This is a genomic window from Caulobacter sp. 602-2 (assembly GCF_011043625.1).
Lineage (GTDB): Bacteria > Pseudomonadota > Alphaproteobacteria > Caulobacterales > Caulobacteraceae > Caulobacter.
Window position 1 is genome coordinate 25,038 of sequence record NZ_JAAKGT010000003.1, and the last position, 19,310, is coordinate 44,347.

Sequence of the window (19,310 nt, forward strand, 5' to 3'; positions counted from 1 at the left end):
GCGGCGGGCGGCGGCAAATTCTTGCGCGCCGCCACCCTGCCCGCTCCCCGCCCGCAAAGTCTCGCCCCCAAACGCCCTTTGGGCTAGAAGCCTCGCCATGTCGCACAACACCTTCGGTCACCTGTTCCGCGTCACCACCTGGGGCGAGAGCCACGGGCCCGCCCTCGGCTGCGTCGTCGACGGCGTGCCGCCGGGCATCCTGCTGACGGCCGAGATGATCCAGGGCTTCCTCGACAAGCGTCGCCCGGGCAACGGCAAGTTCGTGACCCAGCGCCAGGAGCCGGACGCGGTGCGCATTCTGTCGGGGGTGTTCGAGGACGAGCGCACCGGCGGCCAGCGCACGACCGGCACGCCGATCAGCCTGATGATCGAGAACACCGACCAGCGCTCCAAGGACTACGGCGAGATCGCCCAGGCCTTCCGCCCTGGCCACGCCGACTATCCCTACTTCGCCAAGTACGGCGTGCGCGACTATCGCGGCGGCGGGCGCAGCTCGGCGCGCGAGACCGCCGCGCGGGTGGCGGCCGGCGCGGTGGCGCGGCTGGTGATCCCGGGCGTCACGGTGCGCGCGGCGCTGGTGCAGATCGGTCCGTACAAGATCGACCGGGCCAACTGGGACTGGGCGCAGACGCAGGAAAACCCCTACTGGTCGCCCGACGCGGCGATCATCCCGGTGTGGGAAGAGCACCTGGAGAAGATCCGCAAGGCCGGCTCCTCGACCGGCGCCGTCGTCGAAGTCGAAGCGACCGGCGTGCCGGCCGGCTGGGGCGCGCCGCTGTACGGCAAGCTCGACGCCGAACTGGCCGCGGGCCTGATGTCGATCAACGCCGCCAAGGGCGTCGAGATCGGCGAGGGCTTCGACAGCGCCGCCCTGACCGGCGAGGACAACGCCGACATGATGCGTCTTGGCCCCAATGGCGAGCCGGAGTTCCTGTCCAACCACGCCGGCGGCGTGCTGGGCGGCCTGTCGACCGGCCAGCCGGTGGTGGCCCGCGTGGCCTTCAAGCCGACCTCGTCGATCCTGATCCCCCGCCAGACCCTCAACGAGGCCGGGCAGGAGATCGACCTGCGCACCAAGGGCCGCCACGACCCCTGCGTGGGCATTCGCGGCGTGCCGGTGGTGGAAGCCATGACCGCCTGCGTGCTGGCCGACGCTTTCCTGCGCCATCGCGCCCAGACCGGCGGCGGCGCGTTCCTGCCGGGCGGCGGCGGCGAGCGGGTCTGAGGACATTCTTCAGAACGCTCCCCCTGAAGGGGGAGCTGTCGGCGAAGCCGACTGAGGGGGAAGAGATTGCTGTTTCAGCAGCCGCTCCAACCTCACAGGACACTTCCCCCTCCGGCCCTTCGGGCCACCTCCCCCTTCAGGGGGAGGACACGGAAGCCCTATCCCCGCCCCTGGCGTTCGCGCCAGTCTTCCGGGCGGGTGATCATCGAGGATCGCAGGAAAGGCGACTGGACGCGGTCGTAGTCGACGATGTCGAGGCCGCCGCAGATCCGGTCGAGCAGTTCGGCGCCGCTGAGATCGGGGACCGGCTCGCCGTGCAGCTCTCGCCACAGCGCCTGGGCCTCCTGTTTGATCATGTCTTCGCGGCGGGGCATCGGTCGGGTCTCTGCCTTTCGACAGAAGAAGCGCCGAACATTCGGACTCGTTCCTGACTTTTTTGTTTACAAATATTAAGCAAGCTGCGCCGACGCATTTTCGCCACAAGAACTGTCGGCCAGACGACAGCGTCTTCTGGTCGCGGAGATCGTAAACCTTTGATCGGCTAGAACCTGCGGACCTTCGTTCCGCGAGTTTTCTTCATGCGCGCTTCCCGCCTGCTTCTCGTTCCCGCCCTGCTGGCGATCGCCGTCGGCGCCCAGGGCTGCCTGGCCGCAGCGGCCGGAAGCGCCGTCGTCGGCGCGACCGGGGCCGTGGTCGGCACGGCCGGCAAGGTCGCCGTCGGAACCGGCAAGGCGATCATCCCCGGCGAAAGCAAGAAGGACCGCGAAAAGCGCGAGTTCCGCGAGTGGAAGAAGGCCCAGCGCGGCCGCTGACCCCTACTCCGCCGCCTGCGGGACCTGGTCGCCGACCGCTACGCCCTGCAGGTAGAGCGACAGCGGCCGGATTTCGTAGGCGCCGGTCGGATTGGCCTCGCCCAGAGCGCGGGCCACGTCGAGGGCCTCGTCCATCGAGGCGCAGTCGACGATGTAGAAGCCCAGCATCGCTTCCTTGGTCTCGGCGTAGGGTCCGTCCATCACCACCGGCGGCTCCTGGCCCTTGACCAGGGTCTTGGCCGAGCCGGTGAAGCCCAGGCGCCCGGCGGGACCCAGCTTGCCCTCGGCGTACAGCCGGTCGTGGACCACCGACAGGTTGGCCATCACCGCCTCGTCCTCGGCCTTGGTCCAGCCCGAGACCAGATCCTGGTCGTTGTAGCAGAGGATGGCGTAGAGCACGGCGGGTCTCCCGGGTCGTTGGTGACGCGAGGGGTATCGCGACCAGCGTTCTCTGAAAAGAGCCCTCAGGCCTCCGGCGGCGACTCTACGACCGCTTCCGACGCAGGCTCCTCGTCGCCCGGCGCCTCGGACGGCGCGGGACGCGGGCGGCCCAGGCGCACGATCTTCTCCTCGGCGGTGCGGACCATGCGGGTCTGGTCGTTGAACTGCAGAAGTTGGGCGCAGACCGGAAAGAAGCCGCCCGGCATGCGGGTGTCGATGCCCTCGCCCAGGCTCATCAGATAGACGCCCGCCGCCTGCAGCTTGCCCATGACCTGCAGCAGGTCGACGATGTGGGCGGCGAAGGCGTGCAGGCTGGGAACCACCAGCAGGTCGCCCGGCCTGGCCGAGGCGATGGCCGCCTCCAGGCCCGGCTTGTGCACCGCCAGGGCGTAGCAGGCGTCGTGGTGCAGCGCCTGGCAGCCGGCCGCCGTCAGCTTGTCCGCCAGGGGTCCGTCGAAGGTCGCGCCCCGAACGGGCGGGACCCGGAAGTAGCCGATCATGCGCATGCCGCGTGTGTGGCGAACTCCGCGCCGCCGCGAAAGGGGGCGACGGCGTCAAAGTCGGGGATAAACGAACGCGGCGACGAGGAACCTCCCCCTCTGGGGGAAGCGATCGGTGGGGGGAGTTGTTGTGAGATCGACCGACGTTTCAGAAGCTGAAAACGTCCCCCCGCCGGCCTTCAGCCGCCTCCCCAGAGGGGGAGCTTCCCTTACAGCGTCAGCGCGCAGCTCTCGCCGATGGTCGGGCGCGACAGCACCACGCGCGACAGGCCGGGGAACTGCGGCTTCAGGCGCTCGGCGAAATAGAGGCAGATGCGCTCCAGGGTCGGGCTTTCCAGCCCCGGGCGGTCGTTGAGCAGCCCATGGTCGAGCTCGGTGGCGACGGCCTTGAGCGCGACGTCCAGGCTTTCCAGGTCGGCGACCCACCCGGCCGGCTGCATGACGCCCTTGACGCTGGCCTCGACGCGGAACGAGTGGCCGTGCAGGCGGCGATAGCGGTGATCGCCGGGGCCTTGCTCAATGTAGTGGGCCGCATCGAAATGCGCGGCCTTCGTGATCTCGAAGACGGGTTCGGACATGGACTTCTTTTATGACTAGGCCTGGGAGGCTCTAGCGCGCGGTCCTGTCACCAAACCGAGCGCCCTATCCATCAGGGCAGGCCGAGATACTTGTGTGTCTGGACGCTTAAACGCCATTTGGGGTGGGCAAGGCAATAGGCGACGGCCAATTGCGTGTTCCTGTCGCGGTCCGGGCCGTCCATCGGCTGCAGGTAGAAGCGCTCGAAATCCATGTCCGCGAAGCGCTCGGGCATGGCCTTTTCCTGTGGGAAGACCAGCTTCAGCTCCTGGCCCGAGGTCTGCACCACGGGGGCGTCGGCCTTGGGGCTGACGCAGATCCAGTCGATGCCGTCGATGGCCGGCAGGGTGCCGTTGCTCTCCATGGCGATCTGGAAGCCGCGCGCGTGCAGCGCCTCGACGATCGCCGCGTCCAGCTGCAGCAGCGGCTCGCCGCCGGTGCAGACCACCAGGCGGTCGTCCGGACCGCCGGTCCAGGCGGCCTCGACGGCCGCGGCCAGGGCGTCGGCGGTGGCGAACTTGCCCCCGCCCTCGCCGTCGGTGCCGACGAAGTCGGTGTCGCAGAAGGTGCAGACGGCCTTGTGGCGGTCCTGCTCGCGGCCGGTCCACAGGTTGCAGCCCGAGAAGCGGCAGAACACGGCGGCCTTGCCCGCCTGGCCGCCCTCGCCCTGCAGGGTGAGGAAGATCTCCTTGACGGAATAGGTCACGAGACCAGCGCCTCGCGCCCGGCCGCGTCCCATTCGGCGTAGCCCTTCTCGCGCAGCTCGCAGGCGGGGCATTCGCCACAACCGTGACCCCACGGATGCAGCTCGCCGCGTTCGCCCTGGTAGCAGGTGTGGCTCTCGACCACGATCAGGTCGACCAGATCCTCGCCGCCCAGCTGCTTAGCCAGGGCCCAGGTCTGGGCCTTGGTCAGGTGCATCAGCGGCGTCTCGACGCTGAAGTTGCGGTCCATGCCCAGGTTCATGGCGCTCTGCATGGCGTCCAGCGTGTCGCGGCGGCAGTCGGGATAGCCCGAGAAGTCGGTCTCGCACATGCCGCCGACCAGGGCGTCGATGCCCCGGCGGTCGGCCAGGGCCGCGGCGTAGATCAGGAACACGAGGTTGCGGCCGGGCACGAAGGTCGACGGCAGGCCCCGCTCGGTCATCTCGATGGCGCGGTCGGCGGTCAGGGCCGACTGGGCCACGGCGCCGAAGCTTCTGATGTCGAGCACGTGGTCCTCGCCCAGGCGATCGGCCCAGTGCGGGAAGCGGGCGGCGACCTGGTGACGGACGGCCTGGCGGGCCTCCATCTCGACCGAATGGCGCTGGCCGTAGTCGAAGCCCAGGGTCTCGACGCGAGCATAGCGCTCGAGCGCCCAGGCCAGGCAGACGCTGGAGTCCTGGCCGCCGGAGAACAGCACCAGGGCGGCGCCGGAGGGCGCGGAAGGCGTGAGGGATGCGGACATGCCCGCTCCTCTACACGACCTTGCCCCCGGCTGGAACGGCGGCGCATGGACACGCGACGGCCGCCGCGCTCAGCAAACATCGTTTTGCGCTGTACCTTTTACGGGAATGAGCCAAGATACCCGGTGCGGGGGAGCGGATTTCCTCGCTGTATTCAGCATGTCTCCACGCCTGACGTTGCGTCAGGCGATACACCCGTTTTTCTAATTTCTGCGAAAACGCGAACTTTGAACAATAGGGTGACGTTGCGGAAAGTTAAAAGCCGTAACCTATCGCTGTTTACTTACAGCGCCGCCAGTTGACAGCCAAAGAACGCAAGTATGCAATCTCGCAAAGCCGAAGCAGGTCTGCCGGACACCTGCGCGCCGATCTCCGCAATGGAGATACGACAATGAAAACGTGCGGCGACGAGGAAACAACGGGACGCGGATAGGGGCCGCCAACAAGGCGTCATCGCGTCCAGGGAGGGATTTCGAATGACGCAGACCCCGCGCTTGCGGCGCCTCTTGGCCATGGGCGCTTCCGCCGCCGTGCTGACCGCCGTGGCCGCCCCGGCCTTCGCCCAGACTCAGGTTCCGGCCAAGCCGGCCTCCGACAACGTGATCGAGGAACTGGTCGTCACCGCCCAGAAGAAGGAGGAAGCCCTCCAGGACGTGCCGATCGCGGTCTCGGCCTTCAGCCAGGACAGCCTGGAAGCCCAGAAGATCGACGGCGGCCCCAACCTGCAGCAGGCCATTCCGAACGTCAGCTTCGGCAAGAGCAACTTCACCAACAGCTTCAACTTCCAGATCCGCGGCATCGGCTCCAAGGGCGTCGGCGTCTCGGCCGACAGCGGCGTGGGCGTGCACGTCAACAACGCGCCCCTCCAGGCCAGCAACCTGTTCGAGGCCGAGTTCTACGACGTCGAGCGGGTGGAAGTGCTGCGCGGCCCGCAGGGCACGCTGTACGGCCGCAACGCCACCGGCGGCGTCGTCAACATCATCACCGCCAAGCCGTCCGACCGCTTCGAGGCCCTGGGCCGCGCCGAGTACGGCAACTACGACACCAAGAAGCTGCGCGGGATGGTCAACATCCCGATCGTCGAGGAGAAGATGGCCCTGCGCATCGCGGGCGCCCTGGTGCAGCGCGACGGCTTCGTCACCAATACCTTCAACGGCCACAAGGTCGACGACCGCGACCTCTATTCCACCCGCATCAGCCTGGCGGTGAACCCGAACGAGCGTCTGCGCGTCAACCTGATGTGGGAGCACTTCAAGGAAGACGACAACCGCGCCCGCATCGGCAAGCAGCTGTGCACCAAGGACGACGGCCCCGCCACGGTCGGCGGCGTCGCCACCGGCACGTCGCGCCGCTACCTGACCCAGGGCTGCGCCTCGGCCAGCCTCTACAGCAACGCCGCCTACGGCACGGTCAACACCTCGGGCACGCTGTACGGCGTGCTGGGCAACCTGGTGGGCTTCACCAGCGGCGACCTGAACGCCGGCGACACGGTGACCAAGGACCTGCGCGAGATCGAGACCCGCTTCGACCCGATCTACCGGTCGACCTCGGACGTCTACCAGTTCAACTTCGCCTACGACATCACCGACCAGCTGACCTTCACGTCGCTGAGCTCGATCAGCACGGGCGACATCTATTCCAAGCAGGACTACTTCCGGAACATCTCGCCGGGCACGTTCAACAACACGGCCCTGACGCCGGGCGGCAACTTCAGCGATCCGCAGACCGGGACGGCCAACACCTTCCTGACCTACGACATCTCGAAATCCAACGCCAAGCAGATCAGCCAGGAATTCCGCCTGCAGTCGGCCTTCGACGGGCCGGTCAACTTCAACATCGGCGGCATCTATTTCGACTACCGCGGGACCACCGACTACTACGTGGTGTCGAACGGCCTGACGATCTCGGCCCTGGCGCTGAACTTCCAGAACACCGGCAATCCGAACTGCAACCCGCTGACCACGGCCAACTGCATCGGCATCGACACCTCAGCCAATCCGACGGGCGAGGGCCACAACTACTATGACAACCGCACGCCCTATCACCTGAAGGCCACGGCGCTGTTCGGCGAGGTCTACTGGCAGGCCAGCGAGGACCTGAAGTTCACCCTCGGCCTGCGCCAGACCCACGACAAGAAGACCTCGGACAACATCTCGACCGCCCTGCTCGCCCCCGGCTACGGCCTGATCACCGGCACACCGGCGCAGCAGAAGTCGGACTTCAAGGAACTGACCGGCCGCCTGGGCTTCGACTACAAGGCCAACCTGCCGTTCACCGACGAGACCCTGCTCTACGCCTTCTATTCCAAGGGCTACAAGGGCGGCGGCGCCAACCCGCCGGGGGCCATCGGCGTGGCCGGCGTGGCGGCGACCTACCAGCCGGAATTCGTCAACGCCTACGAGATCGGGGCCAAGAACACCCTGCTGGGCGGCAGCCTGCTGCTGAACGCCACGGGCTTCTACTACGACTACCAGGGCTACCAGATCTCGAAGATCGTCAACCGCACCTCGGTCAACGAGAACATCGACGCCAAGGTCTGGGGCGTCGAGCTGGAAACCCTGTGGCAGCCGGTCAAGGGCCTGCGCCTGAACGCCAATGTCGGCTACCTCAACACCGAGATCGGCAAGGGCGTCACCTCGATCGACGTCATGAACCGCACCCAGAGCGACCCGGCCCTGACCCTGGTCAAGGCGGCCCGGCCGACCGCGGCCCTGGGCAGCAACTGCGTGCTGACCACCGCCGGCGTGGCCACGATCATCGGGGCGGGGCTGGGCGGCACCCTGCCGCTGGCCTGCGCCGGTCCCGGCACGGGCGCCAGCAGCTACTACAGCAACCTGGCCAACACCCTCTACACCCTGCCCACCGCCTCGGGCGGCGCGGGCCTGACCGCGGCCCAGGCCACGGCGGTCCAGACCATCCTGGCGGCGGCCGGGGGCCCCGCGGCTGGGGCCTCGACCCTGGCCGGGGCGCTGATCTCGCAAGGCTTCACCCCGGCCCAGGCCACCGGCCTCGTCACCGTGGCGCTGACGGCCAACACCCTGGCCAACAGCACGGGCCTCTACAACTACGCCGCCGGGGCCTCGATCGACGGCCGCGCGGCCGACCTGTCGGGCAACGAACTGCCCAACTCGCCGCACTGGACCCTGTCGCTGGGCGCCCAGTACACCTTCGACCTGCCGTCGGGCTGGGCCGCCACCGTGCGCGGCGACTACTACCGCCAGAGCGAGCAGTACGCCCGCATCTACAACACCGAGTACGACCGGCTGAAATCCTGGGAGAACGTCAACCTGACGCTCAAGATCGAGAAGCCGGAGCTTGGCCTGTCGATCGACGCCTATGTGAAGAACCTGCTGAACAAGACGCCGATCACCGACGCCTACACCACCGACGACACCTCGGGCCTGTTCACCAATGTCTACACGCTGGAACCGCGCCTCTACGGGGTCAGCCTGACCAAGACCTGGTGAACCTGATCGGGCCGGATCGGCTCGAGAAGGGGGGCGGCGGATGCAAATCCGCCGCCCCTTTTGCTTTCAGCGCTGTGACTTAACGACTCTGCAAGGCCAAGTCGTCCAAGCTGTGAATTCCCCGACGCCCAGCCCCCGGCCGCATGGAAACGCTCGCCCGCCTCATCGATCGCCGCGATCCGGTCGACCCAAGCATCACCTGCAGGATGGTGCTGGAGATCTTCGCGAGCGAACCAGCCCTCGCCGCCCTGGCGGTGACGCAGGACGGCGCGCCGATCGGCCTGGTCTATCGCGACGTCTTCGTCGGCCAGATGCTGGTCGCCGCCGAGCACCTGAACGAACGCCCCGTCTCGGAGATCATGGACCCCGACCCGCGCAGCGTGCGCGTGTCGATGGAGCCCGGCGTCTTCGTCGACGCCCTGGCTCAGAGCGCCACTCCCGTCTTCCGCACCGCCTTCGTCGCCGTCGATGACGAGGGGCTCTACGCCGGCGTCGGCGGCCTGGCCTCGCTGCTGGCCTCGCACCGCCGCAAGCAGCGCGAAGCCCGCGAGGCGATGGGCCTGGTCGAGCGCATGGCGCACGACATCGGCCTGCACCTGGACGGCGTCCAGGCCTTCACCGACCGGCTGGAACAGCAGCGCCTGGCGCCCGACGCGGCCGCCTGCGTGCGCGCCATCAGCGACACCAGCCGCGACATGAGCGAGATCCTCGGCCGGGCCATGGACCTGCACCGCGCCGCCACCGGCGGCCTGGCGCTGTCGCCCGAACCGACCCGCCTGCGCGACCTGGCCGACGCGGTCGAGGCCCGCTGGGCGCCGCGCGCCGCCGAGGGCGGCTCGACCCTTCTGTTCTCCTACGACGGCGATCCCGAGGCCGCAGCCCTGGTCGATCCCTCTCGCCTGCTGCAGGTGTTCGACGCGCTGATCGACGGCGCCCTGGCCCACGGCCGCGGCGTCATCGAGGCCAGCCTGCGGGCCCGCCTCGACGACGGTCGCCTGCGCCTGGAAGGCGACGTGCGCGACAACGCCGCCTCGGTCACCGCCGAGGAACGCCTGGCCCGCGTGTTCGACCCGCTGGGCGAAGGCCGCATGGACGATCGGGCCGAGATGGCTCTGGGCGTCGGCATGGCCCTGGCTCACCGCGTGCTGCGCGAGATGGGCGGCCAGGTGCGCGCCGAGCCCAACCGCGGCGCGGGCCTGACCCTGCGCTTCGCCCTCACCGCCCCGGCCGCGCAGGTCGAAACCGTCCAGGACGAGGACATCAGCGTCTCGGCCCGCCCGGCCCACATCCTGATCGTCGACGACAACGCCACCAACCGCATGGTCGCCGAAGCGCTGTGCGAGATGTTCGACTGCACCTCCGAGCAGGTCGCCGACGGCGTCGAGGCCGTCGAGGCCGCCCGCACGGGCCGCTTCGACCTGATCCTGATGGACATCAAGATGCCGCGCATGGACGGGGTGGCCGCCACCCGCGCCATCCGCGAGCTGTCCGGCCCGGCCGGCGCGGCGCCGATCGTCGCCCTGACCGCCAACGCCGGCCCCGAGGACGTCGCCGTCTATCTGGCCGCCGGCATGCAGGACGTGGTCGAAAAGCCGATCAAGCCCGAGCGCCTGGCCATCGTGCTGAGCGCCCTCTTGGGCGGCGAGGACGAGCAGGAAGCCGCCTGACCGACCCATCCGGTCAGTATACGATCGCCTCAACTTTTGAGAAAGCGCAACTACGGGAAGTTGTCCCTAGTGTTGCCTTGAGTAAAACCCGCGACACATCGACGCCGCTACTGGCGCTATCGCCAGGGTAGCTCTAAGTTGATGAGGGAGCGGGAGACGATAGCCTCGTGTTGAATTCGGCCGAACAGCAGGCTTGGGAGTTCCTGAGCAAGGCGCCGCATTATGATGCGCCGGCCGATGTCGAAGCGCATTTCGGGCGCGCCCTGTCCGCCTTCGGCTACGACCGCTTCGCCGCCACCCTGGTCAACGCCGAGCGCTACGGCAAGGAGCCGCCGGCCCTGTCGCGCCAGGACTTCGAGGCCTGGGACGCCCGCTACTGGGGCGAGCGCCACGTCGTCCACGACCCCTGCGTCAAGCTGCTGCTGAAATCCAGCAAGTCCTTCGCCTGGTCCGACGCCAAGCCCCTGGGCGACCAGCGCGCCCAGGCCATGTGGGGCGAGGCCTCCGAGTTCGGCATGAACGACGGCTATGTGGTGCGGGTGTTCGGCCCGGCCGGCCACGAGGTGCTGATCCGCATGTCGACCGCCGCGCCCGACACCGACCCGGCCAACCGCGCCGTGGTCGAGAGCCTGGCCACGGTGTTCGGCACCATCATGCTCAAGCACTGGGAAATGCAGGACGACAAGCCCGACTACGGCGTGATCTCCGAGCGCCAGGCCGAGTGCCTGTACTGGGCCAGCCGCGGCAAGACCGACTGGGAGATCGGCGCGATCCTCAAGCTGTCGCCCCGCACCGTCCACCATCACATCGAAGCCGCCAAGAAGCGCCTGGGCGTGGTCAAGCGGCAGGAAGCGGTGATGAAGGCCGGCGAGCTGGGCCTGCTGAAGGCCGGCTGAGCGCCTACGCGCGCAAGGCTGGAATATGAAGTTTCACAACCTTGAATGCGTGTCGATCATCTGTTAGATGTTCGACATATCGCTTGGCGCGTGCGTCGCGTTGCCTGGCGAAGCCCTTTTGCGCCAAGGTGTGCGTCAGCGCACAGAAGCGCCCCCTCCACTCATTGGTAATGGCCGCACGGACTGGGGCGGCGCGTCGCATAGGCCGTTTGGCCTATCGGCGATTGGGCGGATCATACCGCCTAATGCGGGCTGTCCAGAACGGGGGACAGCCATGATCCACATCATCACCTGCGAGAACCGCCACCTCTACGGGCCCCAGCTGTGGGCCATGCACGAGGAACGCCGCAAGCAGTGCGTCGAGAAGAACGGCTGGGTCGACCTGGTCGTGCTCGATGGCGGAGAGGTCGACGACTACGACGACTCCCGCGCCATCTATCTGCTGGGCTTCGACGAAGACATGCAGCTGGAGGTCGGCCTGCGCCTGCGGCCCACCGACGACCGCTGCATGCTGGCCGACAAGTTCGCCCACCTGATCGCTCCCGGCGAGACGCCCAAGAAGGGCTGCGACGTCTGGGAAGCCAGCCGCCTGTTCACGACCGAGGCCTATCGCGCCAAGAAGGGTCCGGGTCGGGGGACCCGGGTGTTCGAGGCCTGGGCCGCGGCCATGGAGCTGGCGCTGGTCAACAACGTGACCCGCTTCGTGGGCATGATCGACATGGCGCTCTACCCCGGCATCATGAACTCGCCGATCGACACGCGCCTGGTCGGCCTGCCGCGCCCCTACGAGTTCGGCGTCGTCGCCGGTTCGGAAATTCTCCTGTCGAAAGAATTGCTTCAACGGGTCCGCGAATCGATCGCCATCGAATCGACGGTCGGCTATCACGTCGACGAACTCGACCTGCGGGCTTTCGGCGATCTCGCCGCCGTGCAGCGTCAGGTGCTGCGGGCGATGACGCCCCAGATTCTTCCGGGTTCGGAGCGTGACGAAACCCTTTCCGCCGAAGCGCTGTACCGCTTGCACGACGCCAGCGGCCAGGCTCGACGGATCTGGAACGATCGCGGCCAGAAATCGGAGTTTCAGCTTAACGCTTAGGCGGAGCTCAAGCTCCACCTCAGCGACGTAGCGCCGCACCTGCCCTAGCTCGGCTATCGCCAACGTCCCGGTCGTGTCATTTTACACAAACAACCGTTGGAGGCGAAAAAGTTGAGTGAAGAAACCGAAGGCCGGCGACCCAACCCGGTCGATCTGCACGTCGGCGGTCGAGTCCGTATGCGTCGCAAGCTGTTGGGCGTGAGCCAGGAGCAACTGGCCGATTCCCTGGGCCTGACGTTCCAGCAGGTCCAAAAGTACGAGCGTGGCGCCAACCGCGTCAGCGCTTCGAAACTGTACGAGATCGCCCGCACCCTTCAGGTGCCGGTCTCCTTCTTCTTCGACGGCCTGGCCGACCCGATGAGCGGCGCCGAAGAGGATGAAGTCGGTCACCACGCCGAACGCGTCGTCCAGGAATTCCTGACCACGCCGGAAGGCCTGGAACTGGCCGAAGTGTTCCCGAAGATCAACCGCGGCCGCGTCCGCCGCCAGGTGCTGGACCTCGTCCGCGCCATGGCCGAGGAAGCCGCCCGCGCCGACGCCTGATCCTCGCGATCACCGAGTAAAAGCTTAGAAGAGCCTCGCCTCCCCCCAGGCGAGGCTTTTTCTATGGGATATGCTCAGCCGGTGCTGGCGCGGCTCTGGGCCGCCAGCCAGATCCGCTTGGCCGTCTGCAGGCTGGCCGGGGCCAGGCCGCGCAGGTCATGGCTGCGCAGGAAGGTCAGGCCCAGTTCACGATCCTTGCGCCAGGCCACCTTCACGTCGTGGGCGAAGCCGCCGACCAGGTCGATCAGCTGCACGTTGGTCGGCGGGGTCGATCCCGACAGCATCAGGATGCGGGCGCCGCCGTCGGACACGTCCTTGATCACGCAGTCCCAGGCGAAGGCGCCGCACAGCACCTTGCCCGACCTGTTGGTGTTCAGGCGCGGCGAAGCGCGGCGATCGTCCCCCGAGCCTGAATCAAACCTCGACATGACCCCAACAACGCATGGCGCGGTTAATCGGTCGTCGGCTTAGACGGTTTTTCCGTCGTTTACCTAAGCTTGGCCGTGGATGGTTCGGGGGACAGGTCAGGCCGCGTCGCGTCCCGGCTCGGGACGCCAGCCATTGCTCAGCAGGTCCAGCGCCATCAGGTGCGCCAGTTCCAGCACCTGGCCCTCCAGGCTGTCGAGCAGCTCCAGGCGGCGCGCCGGCGACGGGGTATGGGCGTAGAGGGCGCACAGCACGTGCAGGCGGGCGCGGATGCTGGGCGGCTGGAAGGTCGAGTGCAGCACCGACGGCGTGGCGAGTTCGGCGTCGGAGACCCCGCGGCGGCCGAACGGCCCGGCGGGCGCGTCCTCGGGCGCATCCCCCAGACCCGGCCACGACTGCCCCTGCCCCTGCGACTGGACCGGTCCCTGCTGCGACGACTTCCTGGACATGACTGAACTACGCTTTCCTTCCTCGAGGTACGAAATCATCAGGCCACCAGGGCCGGGGCGCCGCAGCGCATGCCGTTGGCGCGCACGTCGGCCTCGCCCAGGCCCACGCCGACCAGCGCGGTCAGGCGGTTGATCGCCACGTCCAGCGGCGCGGCGGCGGCAGAAAGCACGGGCTTCAGGGCGGCCAGGATCGAAGACTCGCCCAGGCCCAGCTGCAGGCCCAGCAGGTTCACGTCCAGCGACAGGTTGCCGATCAGGGTGGCCACCGTGGTCGAGACCAGGTCGTTGGTCTTCACGGTCTTGACCGTGCCGGCCTTCACGTCGGCGCTGCTGAACACCACGTTGCGGAACGTCGCGCCGCCCAGGTCGACCTTGGACGAGCCGTCCACCGTGAACAGCGGCGCCTGGACGATGCGGCCCTTGGTCGGGGTCAGGCCGACCTTGAAGTTGGACAGCTTGCTGGTGTCGACCTGGCCGATGGTCAGCGAGCCGACGCTGGGCTTGACCGCCAGGGTGGTCGTGCGGGCCTTGCAGTCCAGCGCGGCCAGCTTGGCCTCGCCCGAGGCCAGCTCGACCAGCAGCGGCACCTTGACCTGCGCCACGCCGCCCAGGATGCCCGAGCCCAGCAGCTTGGCCTCGACATAGAGGCGCGTCTGGGCGGTGCGGATGACCACCGACTTGTCCTGGGTGACGGTCATGTAGGGCGAGTTGTTCATCGGCTCGCCGATGGCCAGCCAGGCGTCGACGTCGGCCAGGCCCGGAACGGCGGTCCCCAGGTCCAGCTGCACCTGCCGCGCGCCGTTGCTGAGCATCAGCATGGCGTTGGCCAGCTGCATGGCGTCGGTGCCGATCCCGGCGCTGGAGCCGCCGGCCACGTGGTCCTGGCCGCCGTAGGGGCCAAGGTCGACCAGGGTGCTGAGCTTGACGCTCTCGCTCGCGGCGGTGGCCGAGGCCAGCACGGTGGCGGCGCTGGCCGCGCGGCTGTCGCCAGCGGCGTTCAGCACGTCGGCCAGCACCGACAGGGCCTTGCCGGTCTTAACGTTGGTGGCCAGCAGGTCGTCATAGCTGGCGGCGTTGATCCCCAGCTTGGTGTCGAGCGCGTCGAGATAGTCGAACAGGTCGACATCGGCCTGGACCAGGGCGTCGTAGTCCATCACCGACAGGCTGACCTTGCTGCCGGTCAGGCCGGTCAGCAGGGCGTTGGCGACCCCGGCGTCCAGGCTGGCCAGGCGCGTGCCGATCGAGAAGCTGGCCAGGTCGGCGCGCGTGGCGGTCGCCTCGCGGCGGATCGGGATCGACTTCTTGCCCAGCAGGGCCTGGGCGAAGAAGAGGTTGGCCTCGCCTTCCAGCGTGACCCGGGCGGCGTCCGGCTCGGCCTCGCTCGGCTGGAAGCGCTGGCTGGGTCCGCCCTTGGCGCGGGGGTCATAGCGGCCCCGGGCGACGCTGGCCTTCGTGGTTCCGCCGATCGGGTTGACCTCGACCGTGGCGTTGGCGGCGGCCTGGGCGCGGGCGATGTCGCCGGCGGCGGCCAGCGCCGCCAGGTCGGCCACGCCCTGCAGGCGGCGCGATTGCAGATAGACCGAGCCCAGGTCGACGGCCATGGCGGCCAGGCCGACACCCCCGGTCAGGGCGGCCGCGGCGATGATCGCCACGCCGCCGTCCTGGTTGCGAAGCCAATGACGCATCATTCAGTAGCCTCCCAGGCGAACCGAGGCCTGGCGCGTGATCATGCTCGACGGCATCGGCGCGATCTTGTCGAAGGCGAAAACGACGGTCTTGGAGGCGTCGTAGGAGACCGACACCACGGTGCGGTCGGGACGCTCGGTGACGGTGGTCTTCACCAGGGCGCTGTCGAGGCCGGCATAGTCGGCGGCGCCCTCGGCCGCGGCGGCCTTGGCCAGCGTGGCGCGCTCGGCCCCCGTCAGCCCGGCCACGGCCGCCCGCGCGGCGTCGTTGGCGACCTGCTGCACCGAGTGAGCCATCCAGAAGTAGGACCCCCAGCCGAGCATCCCCACCACCAGGATGATGAGCATCGGACACACGAGGGCGAACTCGACCAGGGCGGTGCCCGCCCGATCCGCGCCAAACCTCTGGAAGAACTGCTGCTTGTCCATGGTCGCCTCCGCACATCCTCTCGGTTGCGCCCTGAGCGTAAGTCGACCTTGGCTGTCGGCGAGTTCTCACGGAAAATCCGCGTTATTTGAAGTTCGCGTAGTTGAGAACTTGGCCGTACTGCGACGTTGTGCCGCTGGGATAACACCGTTGCCCCCAGACTCGCGTGGCGGTAACTTTAAGTGGCAACCAACCAACCATTCCGAGAGTTTGTTTCAGCGATTGCGGAGCGTCCGGATTTTGCGTGGATCTGGAGAGGGTGACATGAAGTCGCGCGACATCGCACCGGCCAGGGTGACCGCCGGGGAAATCAGCAGAAATTTCGGCCAGTGGCAGGATGTGGCCCTGTCCGGACCCGTGATCGTGACTCACCACGGGCGACCGCGCGTGGTGATGATCTCGGCCGAGCACTACGCCGCGGCCGGCCTGGCCGAGGGCCCGGCGGGCTTCGACAACGACTCCGCCCTGCAGACGGCGGAGACGGCCCGCTCGGCCATACTGGGCCACCTCAACGAGGCGTTCGTGGCGCTCGATCCCGACCTGCGGATCACCGCCGTCAACGCCGTGTTCGAGGACCTGAAGGGCGCCAGCGCCGCCCAGCTGGTCGGACTGGCCTGGACGGAGGTGTTCAGCGCCCCCGTGCAGGCCCTGATCGGCGAGCAGTTCCGCCGCGTGCTGCGTACGGGCGAGACGCTGGAGTTCGAGTCGGAATCGACCGTGCAGTCGGGCCGCTGCTTCGGGGTGCGGGTGTTCCCCTATCCCGGCGGCGTGGCCGCCCTGTTCGTCAACCGCACCGAGGAACGCGACCTGCGCGCCCGTCTCGACCGCGCCGCGGCGCTGGAGACGGCTCTATCGGTGCTGCCCGGCGTGGCCACGGCCCGGCTGAACATCCGCGGGGTGCTGGCCTCGATGGACGCCGACTTCCTGCGGCTGACTGGCTTCTCAGAGGCCGAACTGCGCGACTGCCGGCTCAGCGACATCGTCCGCCCGGCCGAGCGCCGCGCCCTGACCCAGGCCGTCGAGCACGCCCTGCAGGGCGACGCCCCCGGCCGCCTGCCCGTGACCCTGCTGGTCAAGGACGGGGCTGAGCGAACGGTCGAACTGGCGCTGGCCACGGTGCGCCGCGACGGCGTTCCCGAGGGGGTGCTGGCGGTGCTGTCGGCCTGATCGGCCGAAACGAACTTGACCGAACGGAACATTCGCGCGGCCGCCGCGGCCTAAGCGCTTGTTTTTTCGACGCCCGCGAGGCAAAGCCAAAACGTTGATTTTCGTATACGGAAATGACGTCATGGCGCCCCCGCCTCCTCCGCACCCGATCGACCGGCATGTCGGCGCGATGATCCGCGCCCATCGCCGCGCGGCCGGCGTGTCGCAGGAGGAACTGGGGGCGGCCCTGGGCCTGACCTTTCAGCAGATCCAGAAGTACGAGACCGGCGAGAACCGGATCAGCGCCTCCAAGCTGGTCGAGGTGTCGCGGGCGCTGTCGCTGCCGGTCGGCGCGCTGTTCGAGGGCGTCGACGTCGTGGCCGGCGGCGGCGAGAGCCTGATCGCCCGCTTCATGAGCCTGCGCGAGGCCGCCCCGTTCATGGAAGCCGCCGTCGCCCTGCCCGAGCCGGTGCGCAACGAGCTCTTCCGCCTGGCGACCGTGTACGCGACCGAGGACAAGGCGGCGAGCTGAGCCCCCAGCCTACATGATGGTCACTGAGTGCGAGGCGGTGAGCGTGCCGCTAACGGTGCAGCCCGGCGATCCGGGCACCGTCGCGCTCGAGAATGTGACCGTGCTGGGCGCGCCGTTCGTCCAGCTGGCCGCAGTGGCGCCGCCACAGGTCCAGGGCGATGTGAAGCCCATCCAGATCATGACCGAAGAGGTGCTGGTCGGCAGGACGATCCAGGGCGTGCCGTTAGCCGTCAGCAGAGAGCCGCATGCCCAGTCGCCGGGGTCGACGGCGACGTTGGAGATCACCGCCGTGGCGCCGCTGCTGTCGATGTTGCCCGTCATCTCGACCGAGCAAGTGACGGTCGTGGCCTGGGGGTGCGAGACCGTCAGGCTTCCGCTCAGGGTGAAATTCGAGACGGGGCTCGGCGTAAACGTCGCGGCCGAGGCTGAACTGGCGACGCCCGCGGTCGCGGTCGCAAGAGCCATGGCGGCGGACAGGACGGCGGCGCACTTGTTCACGCTCAACTCCCCAAGGGCGGTCATCACCCGTCCGCTTTACTTACATCAATATAAATTATTGAGCAATACGGGGCTCAACCCAGAAGCGAAACCCCGCGATCACCGGCCGGCGCGGGCGGCGTGCGCGCTCGAACAGTGATGAGGAATTCGATCGGAAAAGCGTGATCGCAAGCATCGAACGCCCCTTCAACGGCGGCATCGACGCGCACGCGCGATCGCCAAGGAAGCGATGCGAATTCAACGAATTGTCGGAGAAAACCGTTGGTGGCTGGGGGCGGGATCGAACCGCCGACCTGTGGGTTATGAATCCACCGCTCTAACCATCTGAGCTACCCAGCCGCCGAAGCGGAGCGGGCTTATAAGCGCAAACCGGGGCGGGCTTCAAGCCCGGTTTGCGATCTCATCCACAACTGCGCTCAAACGCCTGGCCAGGCTGTCGGGACCATAGTCGGCCAGCACCGCCTCGCGGGCCTTGCGGCCCAGGGCGACCGAGGCGGCCGGATCGGCGATCAGGGCGGCCAGGGCGTCGGCCAGGGCGACCGGATCGCCCGGCCCGGTCAGGCGGCCGCTGACGCCTTCAAGGATCATTTCGTCCGGACCGGGAATGGCGCTGGCCGCGACGGGCAGGCCCACGGCCATGGCCTCCAGCAGCACCAGCGGGAACCCCTCCTGGTAGGACGGGAAGGCGAAGACGTCGCCCGTGGCCAGGAAGGCCGAGGCGTCGCGCCAGCCCACGAGGCGCACGCGCTCGCCAAGGCCATGCTCAGCGATCAGCCCTTCGAGCCTGCCGCGCTCGTCGCCCTCGCCGGCGATCTCGACCTCGAACGACAGGCCCCGGTCACGCAGCAGGGCAGCGGCGGCGACCAGCACGTCGAAACCCTTCTTGGGGTGCAGGCGGCCGGCGGCGACGATGCGCGGCGGCCGGCCGGCGTCGGCGAACGGCTGAGCCAACACGGCGGGGATCTTCACGGCGTTGGGCACGAAGTGCACGCGGCTCGCCGGGATCCCGCGCTCGATCGCCAGGTCGGCCAGATGCCGGCCGACGCAGATGTAGTCGGTGCGCGTGGTCTCGACCTCGAACACCGGCTTATGCACGCAGATCGCCAGGCGCGCCTGCTTCGGCGCGGCCTTCTCGAACAGGCGGGCCGGGCGCTGGCCGTGGCTGAGGATGATGGTCGGCTGGACGGCCTTCACGATCCTGCGGGCCGCGCCCAGGGTGATCGGATCCCAGTCGGTATGGGCCGGCATCGACAGCAGCGGCGGGCTGCGGCCGGCCTGGGCCTTGGCCACCGCGCCTCCCGACCGGACCACGCCGGCGCAGATCCCGCCCCGGCGCGCGGCCCAGGTCTCCAGGATCGGCTGATAGTCGAGAAACACCTGCTCCAGGCCGCCCAGACCCTTGCCAAGCATGGCGTGCAGGATGGCGGTCAAGGCAGGCTCCGGGGTCGGCGGGAAAGGCCGGGAAGCTTCCCCGCGCCGC

General features: G+C 68.3%; 21 protein-coding genes and 1 tRNA gene. 10 read left to right on the plus strand and 12 right to left on the minus strand.

What is annotated here, in order from left to right; all coding sequences use genetic code 11:
* The first annotated feature begins 97 nt into the window (after positions 1-97).
* Positions 98-1,225: a chorismate synthase gene (gene aroC / locus G5B46_RS08205; RefSeq protein ID WP_165257659.1), complete on the plus strand. Its 1,128-nt coding sequence runs from the start codon at positions 98-100 to the stop codon at positions 1,223-1,225.
* A gap of 158 nt (positions 1,226-1,383) precedes the next feature.
* Here aroC and G5B46_RS08210 read toward each other — a convergent pair whose 3' ends face one another.
* Positions 1,384-1,599, minus strand: coding sequence for a hypothetical protein (locus tag G5B46_RS08210; protein WP_165257661.1), 216 nt, complete (start codon positions 1,597-1,599; stop codon positions 1,384-1,386).
* A 204-nt stretch (positions 1,600-1,803) separates the two neighbouring features.
* Here G5B46_RS08210 and G5B46_RS08215 point away from each other — a divergent pair, with 204 nt between their 5' ends.
* Positions 1,804-2,037, plus strand: a complete 234-nt coding sequence (locus G5B46_RS08215; RefSeq protein WP_165257662.1) for a hypothetical protein — start codon at positions 1,804-1,806, stop codon at positions 2,035-2,037.
* A gap of 3 nt (positions 2,038-2,040) precedes the next feature.
* Here the strand turns inward: G5B46_RS08215 and G5B46_RS08220 are convergent, their stop codons facing one another.
* The 5 genes from G5B46_RS08220 to queC form a co-directional block, all read right to left on the minus strand.
* The gene (locus G5B46_RS08220; protein ID WP_165257663.1) at positions 2,041-2,436 is read right to left on the minus strand and encodes a YciI family protein; all 396 of its coding nucleotides are present in this window, start codon (positions 2,434-2,436) and stop codon (positions 2,041-2,043) included.
* A gap of 65 nt (positions 2,437-2,501) precedes the next feature.
* Positions 2,502-2,978: a recombinase family protein gene (locus G5B46_RS08225; RefSeq protein ID WP_165257665.1), complete on the minus strand. Its 477-nt coding sequence runs from the start codon at positions 2,976-2,978 to the stop codon at positions 2,502-2,504.
* A 209-nt stretch (positions 2,979-3,187) separates the two neighbouring features.
* Complete coding sequence (locus tag G5B46_RS08230) at positions 3,188-3,556, minus strand: 6-carboxytetrahydropterin synthase (protein ID WP_109099966.1); 369 nt, start codon at positions 3,554-3,556, stop codon at positions 3,188-3,190.
* Between the two features lie 71 nt (positions 3,557-3,627).
* Positions 3,628-4,260, minus strand: a complete 633-nt coding sequence (queE, locus tag G5B46_RS08235; protein WP_165257666.1) for a 7-carboxy-7-deazaguanine synthase — start codon at positions 4,258-4,260, stop codon at positions 3,628-3,630.
* Positions 4,257-5,000 (minus strand): 7-cyano-7-deazaguanine synthase QueC, encoded by a 744-nt coding sequence (gene queC, locus G5B46_RS08240; protein ID WP_165257668.1) that lies wholly within the window; start codon positions 4,998-5,000, stop codon positions 4,257-4,259. The genes queE and queC overlap by 4 nt, the downstream gene beginning before the upstream one ends.
* Positions 5,001-5,474: 474 nt before the next feature.
* On the opposite strand from queC, the gene G5B46_RS08245 reads away from it, so the two are divergent.
* The 5 genes from G5B46_RS08245 to G5B46_RS08265 all read left to right on the plus strand — a co-directional run bounded on the left by G5B46_RS08245 (position 5,475) and on the right by G5B46_RS08265 (position 12,667).
* Entirely contained in the window at positions 5,475-8,465 is a 2,991-nt protein-coding gene (locus G5B46_RS08245; RefSeq protein WP_165257670.1) for a TonB-dependent receptor, read from the plus strand.
* Between the two features lie 143 nt (positions 8,466-8,608).
* A complete protein-coding gene (locus G5B46_RS08250) occupies positions 8,609-10,132 on the plus strand; it encodes a response regulator (RefSeq protein WP_165257672.1) in 1,524 nt (507 codons plus the stop codon).
* A gap of 167 nt (positions 10,133-10,299) precedes the next feature.
* Positions 10,300-11,028 carry a LuxR family transcriptional regulator gene (locus G5B46_RS08255; protein ID WP_165257674.1) on the plus strand — a complete coding sequence of 243 codons (729 nt, stop codon included), beginning with the start codon at positions 10,300-10,302 and terminating at the stop codon, positions 11,026-11,028.
* Positions 11,029-11,302: 274 nt separating this feature from the next.
* A complete protein-coding gene (locus tag G5B46_RS08260; RefSeq protein WP_165257675.1) occupies positions 11,303-12,124 on the plus strand; it encodes an acyl-homoserine-lactone synthase in 822 nt (273 codons plus the stop codon).
* 111 nt (positions 12,125-12,235) lie between these two features.
* Complete coding sequence (locus G5B46_RS08265) at positions 12,236-12,667, plus strand: helix-turn-helix domain-containing protein (protein ID WP_058348070.1); 432 nt, start codon at positions 12,236-12,238, stop codon at positions 12,665-12,667.
* Between the two features lie 74 nt (positions 12,668-12,741).
* On the opposite strand, the gene G5B46_RS08270 is transcribed toward G5B46_RS08265, so the two are convergent.
* The 4 genes from G5B46_RS08270 to G5B46_RS08285 all read right to left on the minus strand — a co-directional run bounded on the left by G5B46_RS08270 (position 12,742) and on the right by G5B46_RS08285 (position 15,656).
* A complete protein-coding gene (locus tag G5B46_RS08270) occupies positions 12,742-13,095 on the minus strand; it encodes a PilZ domain-containing protein (protein WP_165257677.1) in 354 nt (117 codons plus the stop codon).
* A gap of 96 nt (positions 13,096-13,191) precedes the next feature.
* Positions 13,192-13,542 (minus strand): hypothetical protein, encoded by a 351-nt coding sequence (locus G5B46_RS08275; RefSeq protein WP_240903411.1) that lies wholly within the window; start codon positions 13,540-13,542, stop codon positions 13,192-13,194.
* Between the two features lie 38 nt (positions 13,543-13,580).
* A complete protein-coding gene (locus G5B46_RS08280; RefSeq protein WP_205691565.1) occupies positions 13,581-15,227 on the minus strand; it encodes a pilus assembly protein TadG-related protein in 1,647 nt (548 codons plus the stop codon).
* A gap of 3 nt (positions 15,228-15,230) precedes the next feature.
* On the minus strand, positions 15,231-15,656 hold the full coding sequence (locus G5B46_RS08285; protein WP_165257679.1) for a TadE/TadG family type IV pilus assembly protein: 426 nt from the start codon (positions 15,654-15,656) through the stop codon (positions 15,231-15,233).
* Between the two features lie 262 nt (positions 15,657-15,918).
* On the opposite strand from G5B46_RS08285, the gene G5B46_RS08290 reads away from it, so the two are divergent.
* From G5B46_RS08290 to G5B46_RS08300, 3 genes are all read left to right on the plus strand, one after another.
* Positions 15,919-16,821 carry a PAS domain-containing protein gene (locus G5B46_RS08290; RefSeq protein ID WP_165257680.1) on the plus strand — a complete coding sequence of 301 codons (903 nt, stop codon included), beginning with the start codon at positions 15,919-15,921 and terminating at the stop codon, positions 16,819-16,821.
* 121 nt (positions 16,822-16,942) lie between these two features.
* Positions 16,943-17,332, plus strand: a complete 390-nt coding sequence (locus tag G5B46_RS08295) for a helix-turn-helix transcriptional regulator (protein ID WP_165257682.1) — start codon at positions 16,943-16,945, stop codon at positions 17,330-17,332.
* 13 nt (positions 17,333-17,345) lie between these two features.
* Positions 17,346-17,969 (plus strand): hypothetical protein, encoded by a 624-nt coding sequence (locus G5B46_RS08300; RefSeq protein WP_165257684.1) that lies wholly within the window; start codon positions 17,346-17,348, stop codon positions 17,967-17,969.
* A gap of 123 nt (positions 17,970-18,092) precedes the next feature.
* On the opposite strand, the gene G5B46_RS08305 is transcribed toward G5B46_RS08300, so the two are convergent.
* Positions 18,093-18,169, minus strand: a tRNA-Met gene (locus tag G5B46_RS08305).
* Positions 18,170-18,211: 42 nt separating this feature from the next.
* Positions 18,212-19,261 (minus strand): glycosyltransferase, encoded by a 1,050-nt coding sequence (locus tag G5B46_RS08310; RefSeq protein WP_165257685.1) that lies wholly within the window; start codon positions 19,259-19,261, stop codon positions 18,212-18,214.
* Positions 19,262-19,310 lie beyond the last annotated feature (49 nt).

What these genes read in the sequence shown, in the direction of transcription:
- aroC (WP_165257659.1), top strand. Translation starts at nt 98, where the DNA reads ATGTCGCACAACACCTTCGGTCACCTGTTCCGCGTCACCACCTGGGGC.
- G5B46_RS08210 (WP_165257661.1), bottom strand. Translation starts at nt 1,599, where the DNA reads ATGCCCCGCCGCGAAGACATGATCAAACAGGAGGCCCAGGCGCTGTGG.
- G5B46_RS08215 (WP_165257662.1), top strand. Translation starts at nt 1,804, where the DNA reads ATGCGCGCTTCCCGCCTGCTTCTCGTTCCCGCCCTGCTGGCGATCGCC.
- G5B46_RS08225 (WP_165257665.1), bottom strand. Translation starts at nt 2,978, where the DNA reads ATGATCGGCTACTTCCGGGTCCCGCCCGTTCGGGGCGCGACCTTCGAC.
- G5B46_RS08230 (WP_109099966.1), bottom strand. Translation starts at nt 3,556, where the DNA reads ATGTCCGAACCCGTCTTCGAGATCACGAAGGCCGCGCATTTCGATGCG.
- queC (WP_165257668.1), bottom strand. Translation starts at nt 5,000, where the DNA reads ATGTCCGCATCCCTCACGCCTTCCGCGCCCTCCGGCGCCGCCCTGGTG.
- G5B46_RS08245 (WP_165257670.1), top strand. Translation starts at nt 5,475, where the DNA reads ATGACGCAGACCCCGCGCTTGCGGCGCCTCTTGGCCATGGGCGCTTCC.
- G5B46_RS08250 (WP_165257672.1), top strand. Translation starts at nt 8,609, where the DNA reads ATGGAAACGCTCGCCCGCCTCATCGATCGCCGCGATCCGGTCGACCCA.
- G5B46_RS08260 (WP_165257675.1), top strand. Translation starts at nt 11,303, where the DNA reads ATGATCCACATCATCACCTGCGAGAACCGCCACCTCTACGGGCCCCAG.
- G5B46_RS08270 (WP_165257677.1), bottom strand. Translation starts at nt 13,095, where the DNA reads ATGTCGAGGTTTGATTCAGGCTCGGGGGACGATCGCCGCGCTTCGCCG.
- G5B46_RS08275 (WP_240903411.1), bottom strand. Translation starts at nt 13,542, where the DNA reads ATGTCCAGGAAGTCGTCGCAGCAGGGACCGGTCCAGTCGCAGGGGCAG.
- G5B46_RS08280 (WP_205691565.1), bottom strand. Translation starts at nt 15,227, where the DNA reads ATGCGTCATTGGCTTCGCAACCAGGACGGCGGCGTGGCGATCATCGCC.
- G5B46_RS08285 (WP_165257679.1), bottom strand. Translation starts at nt 15,656, where the DNA reads ATGGACAAGCAGCAGTTCTTCCAGAGGTTTGGCGCGGATCGGGCGGGC.
- G5B46_RS08290 (WP_165257680.1), top strand. Translation starts at nt 15,919, where the DNA reads ATGAAGTCGCGCGACATCGCACCGGCCAGGGTGACCGCCGGGGAAATC.
- G5B46_RS08295 (WP_165257682.1), top strand. Translation starts at nt 16,943, where the DNA reads ATGGCGCCCCCGCCTCCTCCGCACCCGATCGACCGGCATGTCGGCGCG.
- G5B46_RS08300 (WP_165257684.1), top strand. Translation starts at nt 17,346, where the DNA reads ATGATGGTCACTGAGTGCGAGGCGGTGAGCGTGCCGCTAACGGTGCAG.